This is a genomic window from Brevundimonas sp. UBA5866 (assembly GCF_002432125.1).
Lineage (GTDB): Bacteria > Pseudomonadota > Alphaproteobacteria > Caulobacterales > Caulobacteraceae > Brevundimonas.
Map to the genome: position 1 here is coordinate 16,784 of NZ_DJFS01000053.1, position 13,158 is coordinate 29,941.

Annotated in this window: 14 protein-coding genes; 9 read left to right on the forward strand and 5 right to left on the reverse strand. The window is 63.3% G+C overall.

The window, feature by feature from the left end; genetic code table 11:
* Nucleotides 1-14 precede the first annotated feature (14 nt).
* Nucleotides 15-1,064 carry a hypothetical protein gene (locus tag B3H86_RS06075; RefSeq protein WP_292052011.1) on the forward strand — a complete coding sequence of 350 codons (1,050 nt, stop codon included), beginning with the start codon at nucleotides 15-17 and terminating at the stop codon, nucleotides 1,062-1,064.
* Nucleotides 1,065-1,070: 6 nt separating this feature from the next.
* Here the strand turns inward: B3H86_RS06075 and B3H86_RS06080 are convergent, their stop codons facing one another.
* Both B3H86_RS06080 and B3H86_RS06085 read right to left on the reverse strand, forming a co-directional pair.
* Complete coding sequence (locus B3H86_RS06080; protein WP_292052013.1) at nucleotides 1,071-1,868, reverse strand: crotonase/enoyl-CoA hydratase family protein; 798 nt, start codon at nucleotides 1,866-1,868, stop codon at nucleotides 1,071-1,073.
* A 135-nt stretch (nucleotides 1,869-2,003) separates the two neighbouring features.
* Nucleotides 2,004-2,162, reverse strand: coding sequence for a hypothetical protein (locus B3H86_RS06085; protein WP_242914469.1), 159 nt, complete (start codon nucleotides 2,160-2,162; stop codon nucleotides 2,004-2,006).
* Nucleotides 2,163-2,350: 188 nt separating this feature from the next.
* Here B3H86_RS06085 and B3H86_RS06090 point away from each other — a divergent pair, with 188 nt between their 5' ends.
* On the forward strand, nucleotides 2,351-2,563 hold the full coding sequence (locus B3H86_RS06090) for a DUF1289 domain-containing protein (RefSeq protein WP_292052016.1): 213 nt from the start codon (nucleotides 2,351-2,353) through the stop codon (nucleotides 2,561-2,563).
* 76 nt (nucleotides 2,564-2,639) lie between these two features.
* Nucleotides 2,640-3,161: a retropepsin-like aspartic protease family protein gene (locus B3H86_RS06095; protein WP_292052018.1), complete on the forward strand. Its 522-nt coding sequence runs from the start codon at nucleotides 2,640-2,642 to the stop codon at nucleotides 3,159-3,161.
* A 3-nt stretch (nucleotides 3,162-3,164) separates the two neighbouring features.
* On the opposite strand, the gene B3H86_RS06100 is transcribed toward B3H86_RS06095, so the two are convergent.
* Entirely contained in the window at nucleotides 3,165-4,001 is an 837-nt protein-coding gene (locus B3H86_RS06100; RefSeq protein ID WP_292052020.1) for an LD-carboxypeptidase, read from the reverse strand.
* An 81-nt stretch (nucleotides 4,002-4,082) separates the two neighbouring features.
* Here B3H86_RS06100 and B3H86_RS06105 point away from each other — a divergent pair, with 81 nt between their 5' ends.
* The 6 genes from B3H86_RS06105 to B3H86_RS06130 all read left to right on the forward strand — a co-directional run bounded on the left by B3H86_RS06105 (nucleotide 4,083) and on the right by B3H86_RS06130 (nucleotide 10,018).
* Nucleotides 4,083-5,480: a glutamate ligase domain-containing protein gene (locus B3H86_RS06105; protein WP_292052021.1), complete on the forward strand. Its 1,398-nt coding sequence runs from the start codon at nucleotides 4,083-4,085 to the stop codon at nucleotides 5,478-5,480.
* 81 nt (nucleotides 5,481-5,561) lie between these two features.
* Nucleotides 5,562-6,227, forward strand: coding sequence for a PepSY-associated TM helix domain-containing protein (locus B3H86_RS06110; protein WP_292052024.1), 666 nt, complete (start codon nucleotides 5,562-5,564; stop codon nucleotides 6,225-6,227).
* 13 nt (nucleotides 6,228-6,240) lie between these two features.
* Nucleotides 6,241-6,753 carry a DUF2271 domain-containing protein gene (locus B3H86_RS06115; protein WP_292052026.1) on the forward strand — a complete coding sequence of 171 codons (513 nt, stop codon included), beginning with the start codon at nucleotides 6,241-6,243 and terminating at the stop codon, nucleotides 6,751-6,753.
* Nucleotides 6,754-6,763: 10 nt separating this feature from the next.
* On the forward strand, nucleotides 6,764-7,564 hold the full coding sequence (locus tag B3H86_RS06120; protein ID WP_292052028.1) for a DUF4198 domain-containing protein: 801 nt from the start codon (nucleotides 6,764-6,766) through the stop codon (nucleotides 7,562-7,564).
* Nucleotides 7,565-7,566: 2 nt separating this feature from the next.
* A complete protein-coding gene (locus tag B3H86_RS06125; RefSeq protein WP_292052030.1) occupies nucleotides 7,567-8,640 on the forward strand; it encodes an FAD:protein FMN transferase in 1,074 nt (357 codons plus the stop codon).
* Nucleotides 8,641-8,659: 19 nt separating this feature from the next.
* On the forward strand, nucleotides 8,660-10,018 hold the full coding sequence (locus tag B3H86_RS06130; protein WP_292052032.1) for a sulfite reductase subunit alpha: 1,359 nt from the start codon (nucleotides 8,660-8,662) through the stop codon (nucleotides 10,016-10,018).
* On the opposite strand, the gene B3H86_RS06135 is transcribed toward B3H86_RS06130, so the two are convergent.
* Entirely contained in the window at nucleotides 10,015-10,692 is a 678-nt protein-coding gene (locus tag B3H86_RS06135) for a Fe2+-dependent dioxygenase (protein ID WP_292052035.1), read from the reverse strand. The genes B3H86_RS06130 and B3H86_RS06135 overlap by 4 nt on opposite strands.
* A gap of 80 nt (nucleotides 10,693-10,772) precedes the next feature.
* The gene (locus tag B3H86_RS06140) at nucleotides 10,773-13,037 is read right to left on the reverse strand and encodes a TonB-dependent receptor (protein WP_292052036.1); all 2,265 of its coding nucleotides are present in this window, start codon (nucleotides 13,035-13,037) and stop codon (nucleotides 10,773-10,775) included.
* Between the last annotated feature and the right edge of the window lie 121 nt (nucleotides 13,038-13,158).

The window sequence follows — 13,158 nt, forward strand, 5'->3', positions numbered from 1 at the left end:
ATAGAGAGCGCGCCATGAAACTATGGGGGGTATTTCTGGCCACATGGGCCTTGAGTACGCCGGCCAGTTCCCAGCCGGTCGCCGAAACCACGGCCGAGGCGCGCGCTTCCATCCTGGCGATCAATGGGGCGCTTCTTCAGGCTGACGGGCCACAAGCCCGTCAGGGACTCGCATCCCTGTCTCCCGACGCACTGTCGTTTAAAGATCGGCAATGGCGCGACTGCGTCAGCACACGGCTCGCAGCGGCAGATGATACGTTCGATGCAGCAGTCACAGCCCCCTTTGCCGACAAGGCTCTTGCGGCATATCGCGCCTATTGGCTGGCCGCCACGAACGATCCTTCGAGGCGCACGGAAATAGAGGTGGCCCTCATTCAGCGCCTTTCCGATCTGTTGGGGGCAGACGCTCCCGAGGATGCCTCGGCTGTGGGGCGGGCCGTTATAACGCGCATACAGTCCGAAGGCGGCTATGCGCTGGGCGGCCGCACGGGCCGCCTGCTGGAGCTGATGCTTTGGAAGAGCCAGACCGAAAAGCGCCATCAGGTCGAGCTGCCCGAAGGCCCCCACGAGGTCACTGTCTTCTATCTGGACGATTTCGTCAGTCGGGGGTGGAGCGGTTTCATGACCTGCGAGCGTTCCAGCACGGGGGGATGGGCCAAAAGCGAGGGCATTTACGCGATCGTCCCCGCCTATAGCTCTCTTGAAGACGAGAATTTCCAGATCAACTATCTGGCCCACGAAACCCAGCATTTCGCCGACTATGGCGTGTTTCCCGATCTGAAGCCCTGGGAACTGGAATACCGCGCCAAGCTGACCGAACTGGCTATGGCCCGCACGACGGGGGCCGGCATCGTCAGCCGTTTCGCGCGCAATCGGTCAGACGATCCCAACGAGCCGCATTCCTATGCCAACGGCCAGGTGATCAAGGCGCTGTCCGAGCGGCTGGATCTGGCCGGCGATTTCGATCCCGTTACCCTGGATGCAGACCTGATCCGGCAAGCCGCCGATGCGGCACTGCGGGCGGACACGGCAAGGCGCAAGGCCGCCGACACCCGCCCGCAATAGCGTGCTTTACCGCCCGGAAAAGGTCCCCGGACGTTTTTCCAGAACGGCGGTGACACCTTCGATGTGGTCGTCGGTCAGATGGGCCAGAGCCTGCATGGCCGCGCTCATTTCCAGCATCTGATCGAAATTGGTGTCGCGCCCCTGACGCAGCAGGGTCTTGCCCATACGCAGGGCCTGCGGCGGCTGGGCCGCGATCTGGCGGGCGGTGGTCATGGCCTCGTCCATCAGGGTGTCGTGCGGAACAACACGATTGACCAGACCCCAACGGTCCGCGGTCTGCGCATCGATGCTGCGGGCCGTGAACAGCATTTCGGCGGCGCGGTTATAGCCCACATTGCGCGGCAGCAGCCATGAACCGCCGTCACCCGGGATGATCCCCAGTTTCATGAAGGGGATGCCGAAGCTGGCCTTGTCCGAAGCGATGCGGATATCGCCCAGGCCGGCGATATCGCAGCCCAGCCCCATAGCCGGACCGTTCACCGCCGTAACCAGTGGCATCTCGAGGGCATAAAGCGAGCGGACGATACGGTGAACGACGCGGCGATAACGTTCGCGAATGGCCGCCCCCGATCCGGCAAACAGATCGCGTCGCTCCTTCATCGCCTTCAGGTCGCCACCGGCAGAAAAGGCCCTGCCCTCTCCGGTCAGCACGATACAGCTGACGCTCGGATCCGCATTGGCCCGCTCGCACAGGGCGGCGATTTCATCCCCGTCGGTCAGGTCCGGCAGGGCGTTCAGTCGCTCGGGACGTACGAAAGTCCAGATAAGGATTGCGCCTTCGCGCTGTTCTTGGATCAGGGCCACGCTTGGTTTCTCCGCAAAAACGACTGGTGCGCTGGTTTGGGATAGCCGCGCCTGCGGGGCAAGGGGTTCCACCCTTAAATGACAAAACCCCGGCCAAAAGACCGGGGTTCGGATGCCAGATCAACGGTCTCGCGGCTACGCGCGCGCCTTGTTGATCCGGATGGGCACGAAGTTCGATGGATGGCTGATCACGCGATCGCCGGCACCGTTGACGTGCTTGGTGTTTACAAACATGCCGCCAAACAATGCAAAAGACATCATGGCATGCTGAAGTTTACGGTTTTTATCGTTCATTTGAGCGCCTTCCTTTCGTTGAACGAGAAAGAAAGACACGCTTGCTTTTTGGGACTCTCACCCTGTGAAGTCAGTTCGTGTCAATGCAGCCTATATAAACCCAAGGTTGAGAAAGTCAAGAAAAATAGTCTGGACTCTGAACATGTGTCGCATGGCTGTCATAAAAGCAGTTCACACTGACGGCGCACATGCCTGACAGCCGCCCCTCGCCCCCGCCGCCGGTAACATCGCCCTGCATCATGGTCTGTACCGTGGATGGCAAATCCGGCCTGTGTCTGGGCTGTTACCGTACCCTCAAGGAAATCAGCGAGTGGAGCCGCCTGCCCGCCCCCGAACGCGAGCGGCTGATGAAGATTCTGCCTGCAAGAGCTTCACGGATTGATCCGGCGCTACGCGGGTAACGCCGATCCGGCGTCAACCTTTTGTTCGCCACGTCGGTTCACAACATAAGAACCCCCCACTGGCAGGGTCACCCCCATGATCCGCATCGACTCGCGTTCACTGGTTGTATTTCTGGCCGCCGCCATCACATCGCTGGGGTGCGTCGGGGCCTTGCGCATGGCCTATAGCGCCGAACAGGCACAGGATCCCGTGCTGGTGGTCCCGCTGACAGCCAACCCTGCTTCGCCAATGGCGCAGCCTGCCGTTTTACGCGCTGCGGACGGTCATTACTGGGCCGAAGCCGCCGTGGAAGGTCGCAAGATGCGCATGCTGGTGGATACCGGTGCCAGCCTCGTAACCCTGGGTCGCAAGGATGCGCGCACGCTTGGGGTCACGCCCCACGACAGCGAGTTTTCCCAAACCCTGATGACAGCCGCAGGTCCGGTCCGGGCTGCGCCTGTCATCCTTAGCCATGTATCAATCGCGGGCGTACGCCTGAACGACGTCGAGGCTGTGGTGGTTGACCGTGAACTGCCTGCGCCCTTGCTGGGCATGAGCTTTCTGGGCCGCCTCTCTGCTTTCGAGGCGCGGCCTGACGGCATCGTCCTGAAGGGCTAAGGTTCAGCGCGGACCGAAAGGCACCACCTTGTTGTTCCGGTCGTGGCCGATATCCGCCTCGCCCAGATAGGCTATGCCCGCGCGGTCGCACCAATGGCGGGCGATCTCCTGGGCGTTCATGCCGAAATCGGGATCGTTCTCGGTCACATCCGACACACGCCCCATGCGGATGCCCGCGCACCGGCGCACCGACGCCTGCCCCGTCAGGTGGAACATCATCCGGTCGATCCGGTACATGGCCTCCGACACCTCTTCGACCATGATGACGTGGCCGCTCAGGTCCGGCTCGACCGGCGTACCGATCAGTTGATCGAGGATGGTCAGGTTGAAGGCCACCGCCGGACGCGGGTCGTCCAGCAGGCTGGTCTCTAAGGACGTGGTGTCGCCCGTTCGCAGCCAGTTCACAGCCCGCAGGCCTGTTTCGTCATTACGCGATCCGTCCGCCGCCATCGGCCCGTGGGCCACGATACCGATACCGTGCTTGTAGAAGGCCGCCAGCAGCGTACCGACGTCCGAATAGCCCAGATAGCGTTTGGCGCGGGCGTTGTCGTTCAGGTGCGGAATGACCGCCTCGGCGATCCGGCATGAGCCATAGCCCCCACGTGCGAACCAGATCGCATCCAGCGAGGGATCATTGGCATAGTCGATCAGGGCCTGCGCGCGCGTTGCATCGTCACCGCCGAAATGGCCGTGCACCTCATACAGGGACGGATGCATCACCAGCTCGACCTCGCCATCGGGCCACATGCGGGCCGCCCAGTCGCTGATCGCCTGCCCGCGTTCGGGGGCAAGTCGGGAACTGGCGTTGACCACGCCGATACGGAAAGTCGGAGAATGCATTGGTCGGGGCTGGCCTCGGGCGTCTGAAGTGCTAGTCAGACAATCTGACATTCCCCGTTTTCGTGCATCAAAATCAAGCCGATGAACAAAGACTATTATTTCTGTGGCATCGGCGGCTCGGGCATGATGCCGCTGGCCCTCATCGTCCAGTCGCAGGGACACCGCATCAGCGGATCGGACCGCGCGCTGGATCAGGGCCGCACGCCCGAGAAGTTTGACTGGCTGCGCGCCCACGGCGTGGGCCTGTTCGCACAGGACGGATCAGGCGTGACCTCGGCCGAACAGACGGTCATCGCATCGGGCGCCATCGAAGACACCGTGCCCGATATCGCCGCAGCCAAACGCGTCGGGGCCACCATCCTGACCCGCCCGCAGTTCCTCAGCCAGCTGTTCAACGCCAGCCCGATCTCGGTCGGCGTGGCGGGCACTTCGGGCAAATCCACCATCACCGGCATGGTCGCGTGGATCCTGCACCAGACCGGCCATAGGCCGACGGTCGTGAACGGGGCGGTGATGAAGAATTTCGTCACCGACGACCAGCCCTTCGCCTCAGCCCTTGTCGGCGGCAACGACACCTTTGTCGCCGAGGTCGATGAATCAGACGGCTCCATCGCCCGCTACAATGCGACGGTCGCCGTGGTGTCGAACATCTCGCTCGACCACAAGTCGATGGAAGAGCTACGCGACCTGTTCGGCGGCTTCGTGCGCCGCGCCGATACGGCAGTGCTGAACCTCGACAACACCGAGACCGCCGCACTGGCCCAACAGCTCGCGGACAGCGGCGAGACCAAGGTCCGCACCTTCACCCTCGGTGAGGCCGAGGCCGACATCGCGGCCCGCGCCATCCAGCCGCTGGCCGACGGCATCCGCTTTGAACTGGTCGCTGCCGGACTGTCCCGCACCGTCACCCTGAAGGTGCCGGGTGCGCACAATGTCGCCAATGCCATCGCCGCCATCGCCGCCGCCAATGCACTGGGCGTGGGCATCGACGAGGCGGCCACGGCACTGGAGAGCTTTGCGGGTATCCGCCGCCGTCTGGAAACGGTCGGCACCTCGGCCAAGGGCATCACTGTCATCGACGACTTTGCCCACAACCCCGACAAGATTTCCGCCACGCTGAAAACCCTGCACGCCTTCGACGGGCGACTGCTGGTGATGTTCCAGCCGCACGGCTTTGGCCCGCTGAAGCTGATGAGGCAGGAGTTCATCGACACCTTCGCCACGCTGCTGAAGCCTGACGATGTGCTGGTGATGCCCGAGCCTGTCTATTACGGCGGCACCACCGACCGTTCGGTGTCTTCAGGCGACATTGCCGAGGGCATCCGCCAAGCCGGTCGCCAGGCCGAGGCGCTGGCCACCCGCGACCTGTGCGCTGACCGGATCGTCGAGCTGGCCAAGGCCGATGACCGGATTCTGGTGATGGGGGCACGGGATGACACCCTCTCATCCTATGCGGCTGACCTTTTGAAACGGCTGTAGTCCACAACGGCAGGCAGCACTTCGGCGATTAGGTCGAATTTACTATTGCAAATCGTTCGCAGCTTATGGCAAGGCCATGCCGTGAACAAGAATGCCGATATCGTAAACGCTGCACCGGACCGCACTACTGCGGCTCCGAACGCGCGCCGCTCCTTCTGGCTGAAGCAATTGCACAGCTGGCACTGGATTTCGGCTGCCGTCAGCATGGTCGGTATGATGCTGTTCGCCATCACCGGCATCACCCTGAACCACGCCGCCCAGATTCCGGCCGAGCCCGTGGTGAAGGAAACCACCGCCGAGATGCCCGCGCCGTTGGTGGCGCGTCTGGCCGACTTCCCCGACGAGACAACCGATCCGGCCCCCGATGTAATGGTCCGCTGGGCCAAGGACGCCTTTAACGTCAACATCGCGGGCAAGGCGACCGAAACGACCGCTGAAGAAATCTATGTCGCCCTGCCGATGCCCGGCGGTGACGCATGGATGACGCTGGATCGCACGACCGGCGAGGCCGTCTATGAAAAGACGACCCGCGGCCCCGTTGCCTATCTCAACGACCTCCACAAAGGCCGGAACAGCGGCTTGGTCTGGTATTGGTTCATCGATATTTTCGCCGTGGCCTGTGTGATCTTCACCGTCACGGGTCTGGCGCTGGTCTGGCTGCATGCCCGCAGCCGCCCCTCTTCATGGCCATTGGTAGGACTTGGCCTGCTGATCCCCGTCATCATCGCCCTGTTGTTCATTCACTGACGAGTCCCCTCCCATGCGTAAGCTTCCCCTCGTCCTGACCACTGCCGCACTGACGACTGCAGCGGCTCCGGCACTGGCCAATAACCTGACCGTGACAGTCGATCTGCCGCGCATCGCCAGCGCGTCCTATCACCGCCCCTATGTGGCGGTTTGGATCGAGAATCCGGACCAGTCTATGAACCGTTCTCTGGCCGTCTGGTACCAACAGACCCGAAACGCCGAGGGTGATGGCAAGGACTGGCTGAAGGACATGCGTACCTGGTGGCGCAAGGGCGGCCGCGCCATGCCCCTGCCGGCTGACGGGGTGTCCGGCCCGACCAAGGCCCCGGGCCGCCATACCGTCACGGTTCCGGCCTCGCGCCTGCGCAACCTTCCCGCGGGCAACTACACCATCGTTGTCGAGGCGGCCCGCGAACTGGGCGGCCGTGAAGTCGTGCGCGTCCCCTTCCGCTGGGGCGGGCCGAACACGGCCAATGCCTCGGGCTCTTCCGAACTGGGCGCCGTTCGCGTCGCCGTGACCCGCTAAGGATCTGATGATGAAAAAGACCCTCGCCCTTCTGGCCCTGACCGCCGCCCTCGCCGCCCCGATGGCCGCACAGGCCCACCGCGCATGGCTGGCCCCGACCTCGACCGTCCTGTCGGGCAATGACGCCTGGGTCGGTTTTGACGCCGGCATGTCCAACGTCGTGTTCCAGCCGGATCACGCCGCCATGCGCCTGTCGGGTCTGGAAATCATCGCACCGGACGGCTCCAGGATCGAAGCCCGGAACAGCGCCCAGGGCCGCTACCGCTCCATGTTCGACATCGAACTGAAGCAGGAAGGCACCTATCGCGTCGCCAATGTGGTCGAAGGCTTCATGGCCACCTATGAACAGGGCGGCGAGCGCAAGCGTTTCCGTGGCTCGGAAGCCGAGTTCGCCACCGGCATTCCGGCGGACGCCACCAATGTCCAACCGGTGCGCACCTTCACCCGCACCGAGACCTTTGTGACGCTCGGCAACCCGAACGAGACGGCTCTGGCTGCAACGGGCAAGGGTCTGGAACTTGTGCCGGTTTCACACCCGAACGATGCCGCAGAGGGTGAGGCCTCGTCCTTCAAACTGCTGCTGAACGGCCAACCGGCAGCCGACGTAGAAGTGACTATCGCCCGCGAAGGCCTGCGTTACCGCTCGAACCCTGAAGAGATCACGGCCAAGACCGCTGCCGATGGCACCTTCACGGTGACGTGGGCCGCCTCGGGTCTGCACTGGATCGGTGCGTCGGTCCGCACTCCCGGTGCCAACGGCCAGCCGGGCACCAACGCCTCCTACAACGGCACGATCGAAGTCCTGCCGTAACCATGAAGCGCTCCAGCTCCACGCCTGCGCCGATCGTCATTGGTGATCCTGTCGCCAATGACTTTGGCGAAAACCGCGTGTTGATCCCGCGCGTCGACGGGGGGCCGGAGCGTCCACCCAGCGACCTGATATGGTCGCTGGACGGCGAGAGCATGGGCACCAGCTGGCAGGTGCGCCTGATTGCCCCGCCCGCCAGCGATCTGGAAACCTTCCGCGCCGCCATCCCCCAGGAACTGGATCGGATTGTCGCCCTGTTCAGCCCCTGGGTGGATGACAGCGAGATCAGCCGCTTCAATGCCGCGCCTTCGGGCTTTGTGTCCCTGTCCGAGCCGTTCTGGGCCTTGCTGACCCGCTCGCTCGATGTGGCCGACGATGTGAATGGTGCCGTGGACCCGACACTTGGTGCACTGGTCGATCTGTGGGGCTTCGGTCCGCCCGGCCCACGTCCAGCTCTTTTGCCCGTTCCTTCCGATACCGAGATCGAGGCGGCCCGTGCGCTGTGCGGCTGGAACCGTCTGCGCCTGAACCGCGAGACCCGGTCGGCCATGCAGCCGGGCGGTATGAAACTGGACTTTTCCGGCATCGCCAAGGGTCATGCCGTAGACTGTGTTTCAGACCGATTGCTGGCGATGGGAGCCACCTCCCATCTTGTCGAGATCGGCGGCGAACTGAAGGGCGTCGGCGTCAAGCCCGATGCCCAGCCCTGGTGGGTCGAGATCGAGGCCGTCGAAGGCTCTCCGGCCCCGCGCACTGTGGCGGCACTTTACAATCTGGCTGTAGCCACATCCGGCGATTGGCGGCGCAGCTTCAGTCACAACGGCATCCGCTATAGCCACACCATAGACGGATCGACGGGGCGTCCGCTTGACAACGGCCTTGCGCAGGTCACGGTCTTCCATGCTTCGGCCATGATGGCCGATGCACTGGCGACCGCCTTCACCGTTCTTGGACCGCGGGACGGACCGGAATTGGCGACGGCAATGGGCATCGCCGTCCACTTTATCGAGCGTACCGCGGACGGACCGGTCGAGCATATGACACCGGCCTATGCGGCTATGATGGAGGAAGAGGCCTGACGGCCCTTCGATATCGTCCGTGACCCATAACCCCATGCACTGGCTAGGTGCCGCAATCTGTGTCGGCCTTTGGCTGGCCCTTGTCGGCTGGACCCTGCACAAGGTCATGCGGGAAAAAGGTGCCGCGCACGCGCGCGCCGGAGCATTGGGCCAACTGGCCGCCGACACGGTTCTGGTAGCCTATGCCAGCCAGACGGGCACGGCTGAAGAACTGGCGTGGCAAACCGCCAGCGCGCTGTCGGAGGCGGGAACGGCGGCGCGGCCCCTGCCCCTTTCGGAACTGGATGACAGCTTACTGGGCAATGCCCGGCGCATACTCTTCATCGCCTCGACCACCGGGGAAGGCGATGCGCCGGATAATGGATCCGGTTTTCTGCGACGTGTGATGACGGGCACGATGGACCTGTCGCACCTGAGCTATGCCGTGCTGGCGCTTGGTGACAGCAGTTACGATCAATATTGCGCCTTCGGTCGCCAGATCGATCACTGGGCCGCCGCAAACGGTGCCAGCGCGCTGTATCCCCGTATCGATGTGGACAACGGGGATGTGGCGTCGCTGGCCCTGTGGCAGCACCAGCTAGCCGCCATTGCCGGAACCGACGATCTCCAGGTCTGGGGACCGGCCCGCTACGAGCCCTGGCAGCTTGTTCACCGCCAACACCTCAACCCCGGCAGCCCCGGTGGCGAAGCGTGGCATCTGGTTTTCCAGCCGCTGGGCCATACCCCGGACTGGCAAGCGGGCGATATCGCCGAGTTTGTCCTGCCGGATGACGGCAGCGGTGAGCGGATTGTCCGCGAATATTCTCTGGCCTCGATCCCGTCGGATGACGGTGCCGAGTTCTGTGTGCGCCTGATGACGACGCCCGAAGGGCAAGCGGGACGGGGTTCCGGCTGGCTGATCCGCCAGCTGGAGGTCGGCGATCAGGTCCAGATGCGCATCCGTGCCAATCGCAATTTCCGTCCTGCCCCGGCCCAGAGCCCCATCCTGCTGATCGGCAACGGTACAGGCATCGCGGGCTTGCGCGCCCATCTGAAAACACCGCGCAAAGGCGAGGCCTGGCTGCTGTTTGGAGAGCGCACAAGCGCCCATGACAACTTCTTTGGCGAAGAATTGAAGGCGCTTCAGGCTGCGGGGATGCTGGCCCGCGTCGATCAAGCATGGTCGCGTGACGAGGGCGATGGCCGCTATGTCCAGCACCTGATCTCGGAGAACGCCCGCGACATCGAACGCTGGATCGACCGTGGGGCCTATATCTTCGTGTGCGGCAGCCTTGAGGGCATGTCCAAGGGCGTTCACGCCGCCTTGGAAACCGTGCTGGGCGAAGAGCGTCTGCAGGGCTTGACCGATGCGGGCCGCTATCGCCGCGACGTCTATTAAACCTCGGACCAGCGCCGCAGCAGGTTGTGATAGACGCCGGTCAGTTCGATGACCGCCTGATCCTTGGGACCGCGCTCGATGTTCAGACGCTGGATGGCCACATCCATACGGAACAGGCTTTCCCGGTCGGCATCGTCGCGGATCAGGCTCTGTAGCCAGAGGAAGCTGGAAACCCGTGCACCGCGCGTCACGGGCGTGACGCGGTGCAGGCTCTTTGACGGGTAGAGCACCATGTCTCCGGCGGGCAGTTTCACGCTCTGCTCGCCGTACATCTCTTCGATGATCAGTTCTCCGCCGTCATAATCCTCTGGTTCGGACAGGAAGAGGGTCGCCGACAGGTCGCTGCGGATACGCACATTGCCGCGCTGACGGATGGCGTTGTCGACGTGGGTGCCAAAGTTTCCGCCCCCCTCATAGCGGTTGAACAGCGGCGGGAAGATGGTGTGCGGCAGAGCCGCCGACATGAACATCGGATTGGCGTAGAGCGCCTGTGTGATGATGCCCTGCACCTCCCTAGCCTCGGCGCTGTCCTCGGGCAGTTGCAGGTTCTGCTTGGCCGTCGCGGACTGGTGGCCGGACGTCATATTGCCGTCCGCCCACGGTCCGCGATCCAGAATGGCGCGCAAGGCCTTTACTTCGTCCTTGGTGAATACGCCGGGGATGTGCAGCAGCATGACGCAGGCTTCCTTCTCGATAGCAATGACCCTGCCATCCAATGGATGACAGGGCCACAGTTCACGACACTTGAGGGGTATCAGTAGCGCAGGTTGAGCGTCACCAGAGCCGAACGGCCTGGCGCGACATCGGCGTGGTGCACGCCATTGGTCCGCATGATGTAGCGTTCGTCACCCACGTTCTTGACGTTGACCGTGATCGAGGCGCGCTCGTTGATGTCATACGAACCCATCAGATCGACGCGGGTATATTCCGGCGCATAGACGCGGTTGGCACCGCCGCCTGCGCCGTTCTGGTTCCCGCCCCACGATTTGGAGACGTAGTAGACACCGCCGCCGACCGTCAGCTTGGGCAGCAGGCGGTAGGTGGTGAAAAGGCTGGCCGAATGTTCGGGGGTATTGGCCAGTTGCTCGCCGACGACGGTGCTGTTGTAGGCCCCCTTCACCAGTTCGGAATCCTGCCACGTATAGCCGCCGAACACCTGCCACTTGTCGGTGATGTTGCCGGCGACCGACAGTTCGACGCCCTTAACCTCGACCTCGCCCGCCTGCTCATAGACGTCCGGTGCCACAAGGATGGCGGCGTTTTCGCGGGTCAGCTGGAAGGCGGCGATACCGAGCGACAGCTTGTCGTCGAACAGATTGGCCTTGGCACCGATTTCGAAGCTTTCGGTCTCTTCCGGCTCCAGCAGCTGTCCTGCCAGATTGCCCGAACCCTGACCGTTGCCGGTGTTCTGGTCACCCGCAGAAATCGTCGGCGGGGTCGAGGACGTGGCCCACGAGGCGTAAAGGCTGGTGTTCTGGGTCGGCTTATAGACCAGACCGACCTGATAGTTGGTGAAGCTCCAGTCACCCTTGCGCGGGGTATAGACCGGGGCGTTAACCGTGCCCGACGCATCGACGCCCTCGACCGAATAGTCGTCGTAGCGCAGGCCGAGGTTCACGATGAACTTCTCGCCGATGTTGATGGAGTCAAAGCCATAGAGGGCCACGGTATCGGTCGTATTGCGGCTGACGACATTGCGCTCGATGGTGCCCTGCCAGCGGTCCGAGGTGTTGGGCGCATAGAGCGGGGTGCAGTCAAAGCCCGTCATCGGCGACGGACAGGCCGAGCCGCCCGTGGTCGTGATCGCATAGGAGGCGTTGCGGTTCTTCTCGCGCGACAGCTCGACACCCAGATTGAAATTGTGGGTGATGGCTCCGGTCTGGAAACTGCCCGTCAGGTCGGTGGCATTGGCGATGGTGGTGACGGGGTTCCAGCGCGACTTGGTGCCGCGCTTCATCCACCACACGCCGTCGATCAGCCGCACCCCGCCATTGGTGATATTGCCGCCGTCACCCGGATTGGTGACCACATAGTCGTTCAGGGTTTCCGAATAGCGGCTGATGTTGCGCAGGCGCAGGCCGTTGTCGAACTCGTGCTGGAAGATGGCCGAGAAGGTATCGACCGTGTTCTCAAGATAGTCGCGGTCCTTCACCCCGTAAAACGCGTTGCGGTCGACGTTCAGGATGCCGCTGTCATCGTCGCTGATGCCGGTCTTGGTGAACAGCGGGATGCCATAGTCGGGCATCTGGTTCGACGTCAGGTGATAATAGCTGGCGGTGAAGGTGGTGTCGGTGCCAAGGCCCGCCGCGAAGGCGACCGCCAGACCCCATTTGTCGTAGTCGACGCTGTCGCGGCCCGCGACATCGCCCTGCGCGCCCATGATGTTCAGACGCAGCGCTGCATTGTCCGAAACCTTCCAGTTGCCGTCGACCGTGCCGCGCACATAGCCGTCGGTGCCGACGCCGATGGAGCCGTTGGTGAAGTTGCTGAGGCGCGGCTGTTTGGTGGCAAGGTTGATGCTGCCCCCGCCCGAGCCACGGCCCGAATAGACGGCGTCCGGCCCCTTAACCACCTCGACCTGTTCGAGGTTGAACAGTTCGCGCTGCTGGCCGCCGCTGTCGCGCAGGCCGTCCACGAAGATGTTGTTGCCCGAGGCCTGCCCCCGGATGACCGGACGGTCGGCCAGCGGCTGTCCACCCTCGCCCGCGCCCATCGTGATGCCGGGCGAGTTGGCCAGAATGTCCTGAAGCGACATAGCCGCCGACTGTTCGATCACCTGCTGCGGAATGACGGTCACGGCACGCGGCGTATCCACCAGCGGCGCGACGAACTGCGGATCGTGCGGCTCGCGCTTCACCTTGCGGCCATGCACGTCGATGGTGCCCAGATCGGTCGCGTCCTGACTGATGCCCGCCACATCGGTCACGTCATTGGCCATCGCCGGCGCAGCACCCAGAACGCCCGCAGCGCCCCCTGCCAGGAACAGGGCCTTGATCGCCAAAGCACGGGAATCGGTCATCGGGGGTCGCCTTCACGTTGCGCTAAAAATGAGAGGCGCTCGCAATAACACAGCGGCATTCTGTCGCAAGCTTAATTGATAATTGTTCTCATTATCCGGTGAACTTTTTTCGGCGCATGTG